Here is a 17385-nt window from a genome sequence, read left to right on the forward strand (position 1 = left end):
CTGACCCCATACAGAAAGGTGAATTTAATAGTCACCTCACTGTATTTATTCAATACTTAAACAGGGGTATCAAGATAATACTGTAATCGATCAATTAATTTCGCAATATGAATACCATCAACTAAAGCATGATTAGCTGCTATAGACACAGGCATCACTCTTCGACCTCCATCCATAACACTTTTCCCAAAAGTAATTTTGGGTGAAGAATCATCCGATGAGAAACTGCTAGCATGCGTAATACATGAAAACCGAAGCCAAGGTATCGCAGAACAATATATCAAATTATTCTTACCAGCATTCGAACTAAGATTTAGACCATTAACCGAATTAACTCGTGCGATTTCTCCTTCAGCATTCTCTACAAACTTTTTTAAATCTGGTGTAAACCCCAATAGACCAAATCCAAATGTTTCATCTTCACGTCCAATAGTGGCACTTAAATCAACAGAGTCATAACAATACACTTGATCATCCTCTATTCTATAGCGAAAATTCTCAACATCCATAGCTGCCATCCCTAAAGAGTGCATATACCTTAGAAAGAAAGAGATATGATTTTGCTTACAATAATCATAAGCTTTTGTTGCATCTAATTCTACACAAACACTATGAAATTGCTCTTTCATATTTCGAAAGAACTCAAAATGCTCTTTTCTATTCCATGTATCAAGGTCAATTTTTCTTTTTATTCCCTTCATAAACTTCTTTTTAAACTCTAAATATTAAAAACATATCATCAAGTAAAAAAAATTCTGTATTGATTCTATCCTTCTTGAATCTAAAGATTCCCTAATTTTGGATAGATCTTTTTCTATTGTAGTTATTACTTGATATTATTCGAACATCTATATCTCTTTATAATCTAATCCTCTATCTTTAGACTACTTTTCTCAATTTACATTCGATACATTAAGACAAGAATATGTCAGATGTAATTCCACGCTACGTTGTATATGCTACGTTTTCAAACACCTCTGAAGGAGAAACAAAACAACCATTATTGAACAAAATCCTTTAGAAGTAACTGGCACTCATCATCAAACGACAATTGGCAACGTCTTTAAATAATAACGCATCAAGTAGACTATTCATATCTCAATCATAAATAGTTATTGCTATATGTTTTTTTAATTGTGATATACACATAACAAAAAACGTAGTTTTAACATATCCCTAAAAAGAGGTAGACCAACACAAAACCATTGCCATGTCTTATAATTCCCAATCCTACATGAACGTCCACCACATATTTCGCGAAACACGATTCTTGGTCGCAGTTAACAGAATTGTTTCATATTGTAATCCTTTCACAAAGAGATTAAATAAAAACCCAAGCATTGGGTTATATCCTAATTACAAAAATAGGTTATTATATCTCAGATTACTCCATTTTATGTTTTTTATTTACAACTACCTCAACAGCAATGGCACACGTATTTGATATAATCACAACGGTTAAAACAATCAACATTTACAATTTGTTTGATCATTAACGAATGGACTTAAAAAACCATTTTCATGACAAACATCATAAATGTTACTGTTTTTTTAATTTATGCAAAATAAGCCTATCAATAACAACATAAAATTTGTTTATATGTAATAATTTCATACTTTAACCGTCGATTTAATTACAGTAAACATAAACAACAAACACTATTGAAACAGGCAAATAATTGTATTAGGCTAAACATTATTAAATAAAAACAGTTGATATTATATTCTATAGTGAATTCGCTTTATTTTCGTAAATTCGAAGTAAGCGATTTTTTACGGTATTATATATTAATTAAATAGGCTATGGCAACAATATCAGTTGGTGATGCAGCTCCTAATTTTGAAGGAGTAGATCAAAATAATCGTATAATAAATCTTGAGTCGCTTCGTGGAAAGAAGGTAATTCTTTACTTTTATCCCAAAGATAACACACCTGGCTGTACTGCCGAAGCGTGTAATCTTAGCGACAACTACAAATTTTGGCAAGACAATGGTTATGAAGTAATTGGAGTAAGTCCAGATTCAACAGCCAGCCACAAGAAATTTGTAGACAAACATGGTTTACCATTTCCTCTTATTGCGGATACAGAAAAAGAGATTCTTCAAGCATATGGTGCTTGGGGATTAAAGAAACTGTATGGAAGAGAGTATCTGGGAGTGATTCGTAAGACTTTTGTGATCGATGAGAACGGTATCATTACCGATATCTTTGAGAAAGTGAAAACAAAAACACACAGTCAACAGATTTCGGATCAACTAGAACTAGGATTGGAGTAAATAGTATACGATTTAAAATAATAATAAACGACGCAGTATTACAATTATGAGCGAAGAGTTAGATAAAATTAAACAAGAAAAACTGAAAGCATTACAGATGACCATGGATAAGATTGAAAAATCTCATGGTAAAGGATCAGTAATGAAGCTTGGTGATAGAGCTGAAGAAAATATTCCTGCCATCTCTACAGGCTCTTTAGGTTTAGATGTTGCACTTGGTATTGGTGGACTTCCTAAAGGACGTATTGTTGAGATCTATGGACCAGAATCGTCGGGTAAAACGACCTTGGCTATTCACGCTATTGCAGAGGCTCAGAAAGCGGGTGGTATCGCTGCCATTATCGATGCCGAGCATGCTTTCGATCCATACTATGCAAAAAACCTAGGGGTGGATATTGACAATCTTTTAATCTCTCAACCAGACAATGGTGAAGAGGCCCTTGAGATCGCCGATAGTCTTATTCGTAGTGGTGCGATAGACATTGTTGTAATTGACTCAGTAGCAGCCCTTACTCCGAAGGCAGAAATCGAAGGAGATATGGGTGATTCACGTATGGGACTTCAAGCTCGTTTGATGTCTCAAGCATTACGTAAACTAACAGGTACGATCAATAAGACGAAAACCTGTTGTATTTTCATCAACCAACTTAGAGAAAAGATTGGTGTGATGTTCGGGAATCCTGAAACCACCACGGGGGGAAATGCTTTGAAATTCTACGCTTCGGTTCGTATCGATATTCGTAGAGGAACACAGATCAAAGACGGCGAAGAGGTTTTAGGTAACCATACCAAAGTGAAGGTGGTAAAAAATAAAGTAGCACCACCATTCCGTAAAGCAGAATTTGACATCATGTACGGTAAAGGAATCTCGAAAACAGGTGAGATTATCGACCTTGGTGTTGAATATGGCATTATTAAGAAGAGCGGATCATGGTTCAGTTATGGCGAAACCAAACTAGGCCAAGGTAGAGAATCCGTGAAGACATTAATCGAAGATAATGTTGAATTGGCAGAAGAGATCGAAACCAAGATTGTTGAAACCATTCAAAACAAATCGGAGGCCGATGCGTAGATTGCCCCAAAGCATTCTGTGGTTTTAAATAACCATAAGAAAGACTGAGAGGGACATCTTCTCAGTCTTTTTTTATATTCTTAAAATTGAAATATAAGATGAAAGTAATCAAATTTGGAGGAGTTGCTCTTAAATCAGTAGAGCAAATTAAGAAAGTAAAACGTATTATCGAAAGCAACCATGGGGATACCTTGATAGTGGTATCTGCTTTCGACACCATCACGGATCTAATTATTGAGGCGGGCCACAGTGCGGTCACCACGCCACGAACCTTTTCTGAGCCTTTGAATACGATTACCACGATTCATCTTGACTTCTTAAAGAAATTAGACCTTAAAGATGCAGCGGTTGAAACAGAGATCCTGCACAAAATGGAAGAACTAAAGAGTATCCTACAAGGGGTATCTCTTATTGGTGAGCTTACACAAAAAACATTGGACCGCCTGATGGTATTTGGAGAACAACTCTCGTCTCTAATTCTATCTGCATACCTTGATGTACCTCGTGTTTTTTCAGAGAAGTTGATCAAAACAGACAACAACTACGGTAAGGCAAATGTAGATTTTGAAAGTAGCTATCGTTATATACGTGAAGCCTTTGTTCATTTCTCTGGTAAAGCAGTGGCTCCAGGATACATTGCATCTACTCGCAAAGGGACACTAACGACTCTAGGACGTGGTGGTGCCGATTTCTCTGCAGCAATATTTGCAGCAGCTCTAGGAGCCAGAGAGTTGGAGATTTGGACAAACCAAGATGGTTTCATGTCAGCCGACCCGACCATCATCAACAAAGCCTATGCGATTCCTGCCATGACATACACGGAGGCGATGGAGCTATCTCACTTTGGAGCCAAAGTGGTCTACCCTCCTACTCTCCTTCCTGTATATCAAATGGGCATTCCGCTACAAATTAAAAACATCTGTAATACAGAAGGTTGTGGAACAAAAGTGGACAGAGGAGATATCTCTAGCAATGCACGCCCTGTTAAAGGGATCTCATCCATATCGGATATCACTTTAGGTACTATTAAAGGCCTAGGTATGGTAGGGGTATCTGGTGTGTCTATGCGCCTATTTAGTGCTATGGCGAAGGTCAATACAAGTGTTATTATGATCTCTCAAGCCTCTTCAGAAAACAGTATTAGCTTCGCTTTCGACTGTCATCATAAAGAGGAGGTCAAAGAGGCCATTCACAGTGAGTTTCGTCCAGAGATTGCCTCAGGGAGTATTCATAAAATCCTTTTCGAAGACAACATGTCTATTGTAGCCATTGTCGGCGAACAGATGAAACAATCTACAGGTATTGCAGGAAAGCTCTTCGAAGCATTAGGTCGAGGTGGTATCAACACCGTAGCCATTGCACAAGGGGCAGGAGAGCAAAACATCTCATGGGTGGTAAGAACACCTCAACTTCGCAAAACATTAAACGTAGTACACGAAGCATTTTTCCTTTCTGAATACAAACAACTAAACCTTTTTGTAATTGGAATGGGAACTGTCGGACGTGACCTACTAAACCAACTTAACCAGCAACAAGAGAAGCTAAAGAAAGAGCATCGTCTTAAAATACGACTGGCTGGAATTGCCAACTCAAGAAAGATGTATTTTAATGCGAATGGTATTCCATTTGATGGATATATGGAAGCATTAGAGAGCAATGGTGAAAAATCTTCTTTAGATGCTTTCACTGATAGGGTGGCTGATTTAAACCTATACAACTCTATTTTTGTAGACTGTACGGCCAACGAAAGTGTAGCAACTCTTTATCAACGCTTCTTGGAGAATCACGTCTCTGTTGTTGCGGCCAATAAGATTGCCGCATCATCATCATACGAGAACTATAAGATGCTTAAGAATCTTGCGTTACGCAATGGTGTCAAGCTATTATTTGAAACAAACGTAGGGGCTGGTCTTCCTCTGATCTCTACGATAAATGACTTAAGAAAATCAGGCGACAAAATATTAAAAGTTCAGGCTGTTCTTTCAGGAACACTTAACTACATCTTCAACACCATATCGAAAGATATACCTTTCAGCGAGACTGTTCGTTTAGCAAAAGAAGAGGGGTTTGCCGAGCCAGATCCTCGTATCGATCTAAGTGGCAAAGATGTACAACGAAAAGTCATCATCCTTGCACGCGAATCTGGATATCTTTGTGAAGATGAAGATGTAACAATCGAACCATTTATTCCTACGGAACTTTTCGATGGAGAGGTGGACACTTTCTGGAAAGCACTACCAAAAGTCGATGCCGATTTTGAGAAACGACGTCAACGTTTAGAGTCCGAAGAGAAGAAATGGCGATTTGTCGGAACCTTCGAAAATGGAAAAGGATCATGTTCACTTGTAGAAGTCGACAAATCTCATCCATTCTACGATTTAGAAGGAAGCAATAATATTGTGCTACTGACCACCGAAAGATACAAAGAATACCCTATGTTAATCAAAGGGTACGGTGCAGGAGCGGCAGTAACAGCTGCTGGAGTTTTTGCAGATATCATTAAAATCGCAAACATCTAAGATGAGATACCTATACCAATTAGATTAATAAATGGGCAGTAAATAGTATTGACCACTAGAGTATAACTCATTTAATAATATTAATTAGTATAACATCATATCTACCCCCTTATATCTAGAGGGGGTAGATAGTTGTATCCTTTTCTGATATACTCCCCCACAAAATAGTTAATCCCAACTACTTCATGAGGTGATCTATCGATGATTACAATATAGATGAACACATAGCTCATTTCATGATGTCATTGGAACAAGTATTCCGTAAATTTTAAAAAGAACAAGAATGAAACATATCGTAATATTAGGCGATGGAATGGCAGACCTTCCATCTCTAGAACTTGATAACCTTACCCCACTAGAAAAGGCCCATACTCCTAACATGGATCGTCTGACGAAGTTGGGACAAGCAGGTCTATTTCATACAGTACCCGAATCACTACACCCTGGAAGTGAAGTAGCCAACATGGCAGTAATGGGGTATGATGTAGAGAACTTATACGAAGGTCGTGGAGTACTAGAGGCGGCAAGTATCGGTGTAACATTAGCTTCCGACGATCTTGCATTCCGTTGTAATCTGATTACATTAGAAGATGGCATTATTCATAATCACTCTGCTGGACATATCGGAAACGAAGAAGCAGGAGTATTGATCGATTTTCTTAACGACCATCTAGCAGACGAACGTGTCGCTTTCCACAAAGGGGTTTCCTATCGCCACCTTATGGTGATCAAAGGAGGAGATAAACATATACACTGCACTCCACCTCACGATGTACCCGGTGCCGATGAAGTAGATCATCTACCTAAAACACTAAAAGAAGCTGTTGCAAGTAAAGAGACAGCAGCTCTTGTGACAGATCTAATCAAACGATCACAAGAACTACTCGCTTCACACCCTATTAACTTAGAAAGAAAAGCAAAAGGGAAAGCAACCGCTGCCTCTATATGGCCATGGTCTCCTGGATATAAGCCACAGATGCCAACACTAAAAGAGGCTTACAACATACAAAAGAGTGCCGTAATCTCTGCTGTAGACCTTATTCATGGTATTGGAATATATGCAGGAATGGAAGTGATCAAAGTAGATGGAGCCACAGGTCTTTGGGACACCAACTATGTAGGCAAACGTGATGCAGCCATCAAAGCATTAGAAACATGCGACTATGTATACCTTCATATCGAAGCCCCAGATGAAGCGGGTCATGAAGGAGATGCTAAAATAAAGATTAAGGCTATCGAAGATATCGATGAGAAAGTAGTAGGACCTATTCTGGAGTTTGCTTTAGAACAAAAAGATATTGCGATTGCACTACTTCCAGACCATCCAACACCATGGGAACTAAAAACCCATACAAGAGATGCCGTACCTTTTGCCATCTACCATCCACATAACCCTTCGGATAGTGTAGCACACTATGCCGAGAAAGATGCTGCGCAAGGAGCCTATGGAGAAGTAGAGAAAATGGAGTTTATGAAACTATTGCTTAACCAACAATAACACCAAGGGAAAGATGATATTCTATAGTACAGAGAACAAAAACAATAAGGTAACACTTAGTCAAGCCGTAATACAAGGACTAGCAGACGATAAAGGGCTTTTCATGCCAGAAAAGATCAAAGCACTTCCAGCCTCTTTCTTTGAAAACATCTCTTCTATGAGTTTTCAAGAGATGGCTTTCGAAGTAGCCAAAAACTTCTTCGGAGAAGATATCCCAGAAGAGGCCCTTAAAGACATTGTATACGACACATTGAGTTTCGACACACCTTTGGTTAAAGTAAACGAAAACATTCACTCTCTAGAGCTTTTTCACGGCCCTACATTAGCATTTAAAGATGTCGGTGGACGTTTCATGGCTCGTATCCTTAGATACCTTCTAAACGAAGAGAAAGAGAATGTCAACGTATTGGTTGCAACCTCCGGAGATACTGGTAGTGCTGTGGCCAACGGATTCTACGAAGTCGATGGCATCAAAGTGTTTGTTCTTTATCCTAAAGGAAAAGTAAGTAACCTACAAGAGAAGCAGTTCACTACCTTAGGACAAAATATCACTGCCCTAGAGATCGACGGAACTTTCGACGATTGCCAAGCATTGGTAAAAGAGGCATTTATGGACCAAGACCTAAAGTCGCGCCACAAACTAACATCTGCCAACTCTATCAACGTCGCGCGTTTCTTACCACAGGCTTTCTACTACTTCCACGCATGGGCACAACTAAGCGCAGAAGAGAAAGCCAAAGAGGTGGTTGTATCCGTACCTAGTGGTAACCTAGGTAACATCACCGCAGGTATTATTGCACAACAAATGGGACTACCTATCCACCGCTTCATTGCTGCCAACAACGAAAACGACGTGGTATACGAATATATCCAAACCGGAGAATATAAGCCAAGACGATCCGTAGAGACTATTGCCAACGCCATGGACGTAGGAGCACCAAGTAACTTTGCACGTGTCCTAGACCTTTACCAACACGATCATAAGAAAATCACAGCAATCCTCGAAGGCGCAAGATATAGCGACCAAGAGATACGTGAAATCATCTTACGAGTAGCCAAAGACCACAACTACATTTGTGATCCTCATGGAGCCACTGGATTTGCATCTTTAGAAACAGCCCTAAAAGAAGACCAAGTAGGTATTTTCTTAGAGACAGCCCATCCAGCCAAATTCAACGAAACGATGGAAGACATTCTAGGTGACATCGAGATCCCAGAAAAACTAAAAGCCTTCCTCAACAAAGAGAAGAAATCTATTGCGCTATCCAACCAATACAATGACTTCAAAACATTGATTGATCAGATCGCATTCTAATACCAATATATTGGACCATATTGGCAAAAAAAAGTCGCTACGAACCATTTCATAGCGACTTTTTTGGTTTACCATTTTTGATCAACCCGATAGAAGAATAATGAGATTGTAATATGTTGCTGTCATTTCAAGTTAATCATTCTCTAAACTCGGTATATTCTTGCAAAGAATATTCAGCTTCATTTTCATTAAATCACTTTCTTTCTTTCGGTAATTATTTAAATACCCCACTACTCTGGAATATAATTGAATTTCGATTGTAATCCGACCTCTTCTAACACTAAATTCAACCAATATTTTATTCAAAGACCGAACCATTTCATCAATCTTATCAGTGTATTTATCGGATCTTTTAATATAATCTTCTATAACCCGATAATCTACCATAGATACAATACATTTCACAAGAACATATATATTTAAATCGTCTTTATATTGCTTATAGAGAGCCTTAAACTTTTCTGTATCAAAACCGCTAATAAATCGATCGATAATATGAACATTTAAGAAATCTTTCTCTCCTCCATCTTCTTCTAATCTTTTTTCATCTAACATTAGGACCGCAAAAAGTTGCTCTGTACTTACACTCTTTTCTTGATCTTCCAGCTCGAAATCTAACAGTGCCCTAAATGTATTCTTTTTTTCATTACTCTGTTCATCTTTACTATCTACGAGTTTCTTTAGTTTATGTAAATAATTTAAATAGCTCTCAAATTCCTTATCATCCATAAAAGATGATTGTTCTGCCAAATTATAATACAATAAGTAATTCTTATGAAATCCAATATCTTTCTTTTCGTGATTATAATCTAGTGCTTCGATAAACCTCATATAGGTAATATCATAATCCCCTATCTCATAAATTGCTTGAGCAACCTTTTCTTTATCAAATACAGGACTTATAAGTTTTAACTTTGATTCATCACTTGCAGTTCTGTAACGTAATGATCTTAAATCTTCACTTTTCTTGATTTCTTGAGATATCCATATAGCTTGTTTTGGATATCGCTCCATAAACACTTTCATTAACAACAACTGCTCTGTCTCACATAAATTAGATGAAACTGTTTCTGACAAACGATTTGCACATAGCGAGATATTTCTTGGTGTATCGAGAAATTCAATTAAATCAAACTCCCGTTCTATTTCATGAACAGTATAATATAAACTACTATTAGAATCATTCTCTTCCAATTCATTCTTATTTTTTTGTTCAAGAGAATAGTTCCTTAAGTGATTACGCAACTTTTGACCAAACGTAAAATACGATTCGAATTCAAGTTCTGTTATATTTTCATCACGACCATTCTCTTTTAACTTATCGCTTAAAATATTCCATAATAACTTCCTCTTCTCTCTCTTTGACACCTCAGGCAAATTAATACTCAACTGAAAGAATTTTTCTAAATACCGCCTAGACTGGACTTCATTGACAGACATCTTCACAGCAATCTGATTTCTCACATATTCGGGGTCATATGCAACCAAGAAAATTACATTCTTAAAACTACCAGTAACCCTCAATATCTTTAGGCAGGCCATCAGTTCATCACCAGTTAAACGATCCAAATCATCCATCGCCACAACAACTTTACGACCTATCTTTGAAATCGAATCATCAACTAACTTAAACTGGGCCTCTAAGTCCCTATTCTCATCAAAAAAACAATCAAACGAATTCCATATCTTACCAAGATAACCATTATCTATGGTCATAAGTAGTTGTTTATATCGCTTCAATGAAGAAGCCAAGCCTCCATGATAAGGCTTAAGTTTAAATGCCAACGTATTAATAAAATGTATAGACACATCATCTACATTCTTTGCAAACCAAGGTCTATAATCAACCCAAATGATGTCTTTATGCAAATCTCTTGGGTAAAAATTAATATCATTTTCTAAAGCACTTTGACCATTACAGATGTAATCTTTTAATCCATTTATTACAGAACTTTTACCATTACCCCATGGAGAATTTATTCCGATAGATATAGAACGAGAACAATCAAACGCAACAATTTCATCACATAAATTACGCACCAATTGTTGTCTTGAAGGAAAAAGATCTTTATAACTCTCAACCTCCTTATCAGACAATAATCCAGTACGTTTTTTCTTTTCCGCTTCCTTTTCTCGCTTCTTACATCGAAAGGGACATGAAATTATATACGTAAAAACAATAAAAACAACCCATATGTAAAGTCCACAATTTATTAACGATAATTCCTCATTATACTTAATTAAGGAATTATACAATTCCTTCGACAATAACGATGTATATATAAATACGTTAAGAATAACACATATTTGAGTAGAAGAAAAATGATAGCTATTTTTCACTAACCGTCGTATATTGAAGGATATAATAAGCAACAACAAGGATAATGCAATGATTAACTTGATATAACCAAAGCTAGAAAAGGTTGCGGAGTTATTAACGCAGAAATTAGACACAGCCTTCTGAATATTACTTTCATTAAGTAAATAAAACAAGAAGAGAAAAATAGAAAAGAAGAGCTCTTTCTTATATTTCAACAGACAGTCTTCTAACTTATCAATATAGTTGACATTCTCTGACATGAGTCGTAAAATCGTTTAAAATGTAATGGATAATAGAAATATACTCCCAAAAGCATATTTAACAAAAGTAAACAAAAATAGCTATACTTAACAATATACTAACTTCATCACTCCTCATTAATTCCAAATCCGACACACACAGATGTGACAATCAATTGACACAAACCATCACAATCCAATGTCGATTTATATGATGGTGGGGTCAGGCCTTCAGCCCTTCGTGTTGGGGATATTTTATTACCCAAGGCTCATTTCTATGCTGCGCCACCGCGCAACATAGAAATTTCACCATTGGGCTATGTTCGGTTTCCCTTTCAGGGAAAGTTGCAGTCATAGTCATTTGAACTATATGGTATCCAAGGTTATCCATACAAATACAACGCGAAATACGTGCCAATGAATTGGCACAAACTACGCAACCCAACGTCAACGAAAGATGATAGGTATGTAAATAACAATGGAATCGTCATTCATTTTTCGTAATAGTAAATCACCATTATTTCAACCAGCCCCGAATGGGGCGACCGAACCTAGCCCAACGGTGAAATGAATATGTAGCGCGGATGCGCTGCATAAGAATGAGCCTTGGGTACAACATACCACGAATCACCATTATTTCAACCAGCCCCGAATGGGGCGACCGAACCTAGCCCAATGGTGAAATGAATATGTAGCGCGGATGTGCTACATAAGAATGAGCCTTGGGTACAACATACCACGAATCACACATATCATATTTCTTGTCGTAATATTTTCTTTTAGTACTTATCATTCAGTATAGATAGTTGCTTAACTAAATTGCAATATATGTGACAGCACAACCCCTTTACAAGAAGACCTGAACTAAGAATAAAAGAATAGAGAAGACTCATTAAAATATGATATAGGTCATGAAAGACACCTTAATTACACTTCACCATACCCATTAAAAAACAACTTAACATCTCCACTTATAACAATGATTGGGTGTGATCTATGAAAAAAAAATTACATCTTTATATGTAACCCCTTACAAGACAACTGCATAAAACCTATTATGCAAAACTAACATTAATCTATAAAACAAAATGCAACACCTTTTCACTATCGTACTATTATTATTGCGTCCAGCAATTTCTTTTACACAAAACATTGACAAGCTCATTCTCACCTCTAAAGGTTTTATTTCAAAAAAAACACATCACGATTATATCATACTTAAATTAGAGAATCAGACCAAAGAAACCCTTTACAAGAAATCTTTAATCTGCTTCAACTCAATATACAAATCTCCCAAAGATGTAATTAGTAAAGTTGACAATGAACTTATAACCATCCACGAAGTGGCAAGAAATTGTATTCGAAGGAAACGTCATGAATTTAATATGGATTATTCACTTACACTTAGGTTTAAAGATGGAAAAATAAAGATTGAACAGCCACATTTCGAACTCACCTCTTACAACCGTACTAAACAGACATTACATTTAAGGTGGGATAAGTTCAGTTTCTATGGTTCTGATCTTGGAATTTACGGTAGAAAGAATAAGATCAAATCTCCTCAAGCAAAAAAAGATTTAGAACATTTCTTCAATGAGTATATTGAAAAAATCACCATAAACCTTTCAAATAGTGATTCGGATAATTGGTAAAGTTATTTTCTTCTGAAGTTCATTTTAAGAAGATTTACAACTCACCCTGTAGCAAATAAAACAGCTACAACATTGACCTCATTTAGTCTCATAAGGGCTCCACAATCTGAGCCCTAGAGGCTTTTGAACATTTGGACTTCCCTCTTCGAATTCCGCAAGCCTGCGGGGACCGATAAGCTCCAGCTCAGCACCATAGTCCATCTCCAACGAAAACAGCACCTTTAACCAATCCAATCTTTGTAATATCCAGATATTTTACTTCTTGAATTAGGAAAAACTATCCATTCGAAATCTATTATGACATAAATTGTGCCAATTCATTGGAACGAGAGAGACATCTAACAACAATCAAATCTATCATTAGAACAGGCAAAAAAAACTTGTATCATAGAGAAAATTGCTATATCGTTTTACTCGTATTTTAGACACGAGCATCGTATCTCTACGAGACATAAAACCTTTACATCTTTGTAGTTCTTTTTTATTTCCTATCCATCAAAACGTTATCTCATATTCTACGAAAGGTTTATGGTGATGTCAAAAAAATATAGTTTTCATCACCAATAAATTAAAGATTACTTATTAACTTCAATCTATTATAACCTAATTAATATATTATGACAATAGAAGATTTTATAGAATCTGCTACTCCTTACGCAGCAGATAGAGGCCAGTGGTATTATGAATCGGGTGCACTACACGACTTTGTAAAACACAACGACCACCAATACAGTGCAAAAGTAAAAGCTCTGACAAACGATTTTACTGTAGAACTAAAATTAGATCAAAATAGTCATATCTCAACCTACAAATGTAACTGTTGTGATCAGCACATTGCATGCAAACACCTTGTTGCTTTGGCTTTTAGGGTAGCATATGACCCAGATTTTGATAAAACGGAAGATTCGAAACTAAATACTGAGTTCTTGGACGATCTCAGGAATTGTTGCGAACAATATATGGCACAACTAAAAGAGAAAGGTGAAACGCCTACATCAATGTATAATCCACGTTACAATTCACATAAAGAAAGTAGTAAATTCGATATCGAATAGAATGATCCAGAAATCAACCATAACGATGGGAATAATAAAATAGACTTCTTCCCATTGCTATGGTTATTAATACAAATACTTTCGTGGGATATTTAAAGTTAGAGTCCTTTTATCGACTATAAGATAGTTTTATGAAAAAATATATGCATACAAAGATCGAATGTGTATAGTATATTTTTCTTTCTTTTGTAAGGAATAAAAACATAAAACATAAGTGATGATCACAATAGAAAAACTTTGGAAAAGATACATTAAAGAAAATGGCCTAAATATTTATGATGATGCTTGTGAATACTTCTCTCAAGAAATTACAAATAAAGCAAAAGAGGAGTATGATCTTGTTGAGATGGTTATTGAGATAATGGGGCGACTCAAGGAGGAAACAGAATTCGATAAAGCGGCAAAATTTGTTGAAACAGTAAAAGCAAATAATCCTGATTTCTACAAAAAAGAAGTCTTTCTTTATGCGGATAAATTCTTAATCACATATTACTCTTTTAAACAAGAGTATGAAAAGCTAAAGGAGACATTTAAATTTTACGACAATGATCCATTACAGGATTACGATCTTTTTCTGACAGTCTTCAACAAACTTATATATACACAGCAAACTGAACTTTTATCTCATACTATTACAAAGAATTTAGACAAGGTCATAGCTTGTGATACGCTAATTGAGGGTGCAGAAAAAGAATTACAAATAACGAAAGGGAATCTCTTAGGGCAAGAAATTTATGAAAAATTCAAGGGAGCTCCAGAACAACTCTCTATTGCAAGAAAAAAAACATCCAAATATGATCTTTTTGGAGAAGAATTCGATCCATTTTTTGTTTCCCCAATGATTGGGCTCAAAGAAATTGAAAAACGACCAAGGGATGAAGCCTTTATCATCCTTAACATCTATTTCAATCGTTATATGCATAACAAAGGAGTCCCATTTTATTTATCTACAGAAATCGCTATTCTTTTAGAACGCTACTTCTCGAAAGCAAATGCTAGAATCAAAAAGATTGAAAAATATAGTGACATCGATGTGGATTCATTTGAAGAGACCATAACAAATACGACCAACAAATTTCTTTTTACTGATGAGGTAAAGGTTATAGTTGCTTATTGGGGAAGTGTATATTTTTATGATTTTCTACACGAACATAACTTTATCTCACAAGCTTCTCATCAGAAAAATCAAGAAGCCATCATGGAGCTTAAAGCTCGTGCTATTGTCGAATATTTTCCATCTTTATGGAAGGCAAACTTTGTTCATCATTGGCCTAAGCCGGATTTTGTGTCGGAGAATGAATTTATCTATGAAAATAAACTTTTCCATAAAAGTGCCGAAATAAAGAACAGTCCTTTTAATGAAATTAAAGATCAATTGGGCGAAGAGATTTCACAGTTGGGAGCTTTGGCTGATTATATCGAAAATGTCAAAGAGAAGGAAATTAACACTTCACTTCTTGATAAAATCTTCGGTCAAAAAAACATGCCAATGAGCGACACAAAACAAAAAAAAGTTAATCAAGTCATTCATAATGGAGAACTACCATTTGTTCATGAAACGAAGAAGGTAGGGCGTAATGAACCTTGTCCTTGTGGCAGTGGTAAGAAATATAAAAAATGTTGTGGATAAATAACACGGTTCTCAAAGAGGGAAACGATCTTCTCTTTGAGAATATCTAATTATATGCCCGCCCCAAATGCATCTTTAATCATAACATAAAGGTATTATGACAATAAACGATTTTCTTCAACAAATATATCCCGAGATACTAGAAAGAGGTCAGAAGTATTACGAAATGGGTTATATTAGATACATAGACCAAATAAATAAAACCAATTGGCATGGAGAAGTAGAAGGCAATTATGGGAACTATAACATCATGTTTAAGATGGACAACAATAATAATATTACCAATTATAACTGTGACTGTCCATATGATGATGGGATCTGTAAACATCTCGCTGCTGTTGCTCTAAAAATGGAAGAAGAGAAACTTATTGAGCATCAAACAGAAGTGACAATACAAAATAGTTGGCAACACATAATTGAAAATGCATCTCTTGATGAACTCCGAGATTTTATGATAGAGTACGGTAATCGAAATGGTGAATTCAGACATCAAGTTCAGGTGATGTTAGCAAAATCAGACCTTACGGAAGGAGAAACCAGTATTGAATACCATCAACGTATCGTTGAAGGTATTTTTGAAAAGTATAGTTATGATGGCTATTTTAATTATCGTGATATGTTTAACCTTGATTGTGACATATCAGACATACAACAAAAAACGGATGGTTATTGCAAAAAAGAGAAATATGACGAAGCATTCTCGATATCTGCAGCAATAGCCATGGAGTGTATCAAAGCGGTTCCTGTTGTTGATGACTCTTCCGGAGAGTGTGGAGGGCTTATATCTACCGCTATCATAGATATTCAGAACATATTCAATCAAACAAAAAGCCCCAAGACAAAGAACTCCATTTTTGAATGGACAAAAAAGCAACTAGACAATTCTGACTATTATAACTATGGGTCTAGTGACGAACTTGAGTCCCTATTTTTCTCGACTGCTCATAAGTTAGGAGATAAAAACGCTGTATATGAATATCTTAATAAAGAGATCAAAAAACAGAAAAAGGAGAAGTATGGAGCTTATAGACTCGAAAGTATTCTTTTGATGAAAATCAACTTTCTCCAGTCCGATGGAAGAAATGTGGAAGCAGATGCGACTATCGACAGCCATCTAAAAATCCCTGGTATTCGACAAATAAGGATCGACCAAGCCATCGCCTCAAAAAATATTAAACAACACGAAAAACTACTATTAGATGGCATCAATATCGCACAGAAAGAGAATAATTGGGGAACAACACGCAATTGGAAGGAACAACTCATAGCATTTCACCAGCAACAAAAGCAAACATCCAAAGTGAATATACTTGCTTTAGATCTATTTCAAGATCGTCCTTCTGAAATAGAATATTTTCTACTCTACAAGAAAACAACACCTGAAAATAAATGGATACCACTAAGAGATAATCTCATATCCACTCTTGCTTCTTCCCATATAGACATTCATTCTCTAGCCAAACTGTATATCGAAGAAAAAATGATCGATAAACTTCTAGATTTAATCAAAAAACATGGCGATATCGACACCTTAAAAAACTATCATAGCCAGTTAAAAGATCACTATAGTGAAGAATTAATCGACCTTTACAAAATAGGGATCACCAAGCAAGCAAAACAGCTAGGCCGCGATAATTACATCTACATGGCAAGGCTTCTTGAAAAAATGGCAACAATAGACGGTGGCTTAACCAAAGCAAAGGAGCTACAAAACGTACTGCTCCAAACATACAGTAATAGACCAGCAATGAAGCAGGAGTTCGCCAAAATAAATTGGTAATTAAACTGCGGCACAAAACAGACTTTAT

The 17385-nt window shown here is 36.1% G+C and carries 11 protein-coding genes; 9 read left to right on the forward strand and 2 right to left on the reverse strand.

What is annotated here, in order from left to right:
* Positions 1-56: 56 nt before the first annotated feature.
* Positions 57-701, reverse strand: a complete 645-nt coding sequence (locus K5X82_06210; protein QZT38484.1) for a chloramphenicol acetyltransferase — start codon at positions 699-701, stop codon at positions 57-59.
* 1102 nt (positions 702-1803) lie between these two features.
* Between K5X82_06210 and bcp the strand changes: the two genes are divergently transcribed.
* From bcp to thrC, 5 genes are all read left to right on the forward strand, one after another.
* The gene (gene bcp, locus K5X82_06215; GenBank protein QZT38485.1) at positions 1804-2277 is read left to right on the forward strand and encodes a thioredoxin-dependent thiol peroxidase; all 474 of its coding nucleotides are present in this window, start codon (positions 1804-1806) and stop codon (positions 2275-2277) included.
* 46 nt (positions 2278-2323) lie between these two features.
* Positions 2324-3349 (forward strand): recombinase RecA, encoded by a 1026-nt coding sequence (recA, locus tag K5X82_06220; protein QZT38486.1) that lies wholly within the window; start codon positions 2324-2326, stop codon positions 3347-3349.
* Between the two features lie 98 nt (positions 3350-3447).
* Positions 3448-5868: a bifunctional aspartate kinase/homoserine dehydrogenase I gene (gene thrA, locus K5X82_06225; GenBank protein ID QZT38487.1), complete on the forward strand. Its 2421-nt coding sequence runs from the start codon at positions 3448-3450 to the stop codon at positions 5866-5868.
* Positions 5869-6151: 283 nt separating this feature from the next.
* Entirely contained in the window at positions 6152-7366 is a 1215-nt protein-coding gene (locus K5X82_06230) for a cofactor-independent phosphoglycerate mutase (GenBank protein ID QZT38488.1), read from the forward strand.
* A 13-nt stretch (positions 7367-7379) separates the two neighbouring features.
* Positions 7380-8681 carry a threonine synthase gene (thrC, locus tag K5X82_06235; GenBank protein ID QZT38489.1) on the forward strand — a complete coding sequence of 434 codons (1302 nt, stop codon included), beginning with the start codon at positions 7380-7382 and terminating at the stop codon, positions 8679-8681.
* A 132-nt stretch (positions 8682-8813) separates the two neighbouring features.
* Here the strand turns inward: thrC and K5X82_06240 are convergent, their stop codons facing one another.
* Entirely contained in the window at positions 8814-11261 is a 2448-nt protein-coding gene (locus K5X82_06240; GenBank protein ID QZT38490.1) for a KAP family NTPase, read from the reverse strand.
* A gap of 1067 nt (positions 11262-12328) precedes the next feature.
* On the opposite strand from K5X82_06240, the gene K5X82_06245 reads away from it, so the two are divergent.
* The 4 genes from K5X82_06245 (at position 12329) to K5X82_06260 (ending at position 17357) form a co-directional block, all read left to right on the forward strand.
* Complete coding sequence (locus K5X82_06245; GenBank protein QZT38491.1) at positions 12329-12892, forward strand: DUF4468 domain-containing protein; 564 nt, start codon at positions 12329-12331, stop codon at positions 12890-12892.
* Positions 12893-13509: 617 nt separating this feature from the next.
* A complete protein-coding gene (locus tag K5X82_06250; protein QZT38492.1) occupies positions 13510-13947 on the forward strand; it encodes a hypothetical protein in 438 nt (145 codons plus the stop codon).
* 217 nt (positions 13948-14164) lie between these two features.
* Positions 14165-15577 carry an SEC-C domain-containing protein gene (locus K5X82_06255; protein QZT38493.1) on the forward strand — a complete coding sequence of 471 codons (1413 nt, stop codon included), beginning with the start codon at positions 14165-14167 and terminating at the stop codon, positions 15575-15577.
* 97 nt (positions 15578-15674) lie between these two features.
* Positions 15675-17357 carry an SWIM zinc finger family protein gene (locus K5X82_06260; protein QZT38494.1) on the forward strand — a complete coding sequence of 561 codons (1683 nt, stop codon included), beginning with the start codon at positions 15675-15677 and terminating at the stop codon, positions 17355-17357.
* The last annotated feature ends 28 nt before the right edge of the window (positions 17358-17385 follow it).

The organism is Prolixibacteraceae bacterium, from assembly GCA_019856515.1.
Taxonomy (GTDB): domain Bacteria; phylum Bacteroidota; class Bacteroidia; order Bacteroidales; family Prolixibacteraceae; genus Halosquirtibacter; species Halosquirtibacter xylanolyticus.

Bases quoted from the DNA above. Each gene is read 5' to 3' on its own strand.
- K5X82_06210 (QZT38484.1), bottom strand. From the start codon at position 701: ATGAAGGGAATAAAAAGAAAAATTGACCTTGATACATGGAATAGAAAA.
- bcp (QZT38485.1), top strand. From the start codon at position 1,804: ATGGCAACAATATCAGTTGGTGATGCAGCTCCTAATTTTGAAGGAGTA.
- recA (QZT38486.1), top strand. From the start codon at position 2,324: ATGAGCGAAGAGTTAGATAAAATTAAACAAGAAAAACTGAAAGCATTA.
- thrA (QZT38487.1), top strand. From the start codon at position 3,448: ATGAAAGTAATCAAATTTGGAGGAGTTGCTCTTAAATCAGTAGAGCAA.
- K5X82_06230 (QZT38488.1), top strand. From the start codon at position 6,152: ATGAAACATATCGTAATATTAGGCGATGGAATGGCAGACCTTCCATCT.
- thrC (QZT38489.1), top strand. From the start codon at position 7,380: ATGATATTCTATAGTACAGAGAACAAAAACAATAAGGTAACACTTAGT.
- K5X82_06240 (QZT38490.1), bottom strand. From the start codon at position 11,261: ATGTCAGAGAATGTCAACTATATTGATAAGTTAGAAGACTGTCTGTTG.
- K5X82_06245 (QZT38491.1), top strand. From the start codon at position 12,329: ATGCAACACCTTTTCACTATCGTACTATTATTATTGCGTCCAGCAATT.
- K5X82_06250 (QZT38492.1), top strand. From the start codon at position 13,510: ATGACAATAGAAGATTTTATAGAATCTGCTACTCCTTACGCAGCAGAT.
- K5X82_06255 (QZT38493.1), top strand. From the start codon at position 14,165: ATGATCACAATAGAAAAACTTTGGAAAAGATACATTAAAGAAAATGGC.
- K5X82_06260 (QZT38494.1), top strand. From the start codon at position 15,675: ATGACAATAAACGATTTTCTTCAACAAATATATCCCGAGATACTAGAA.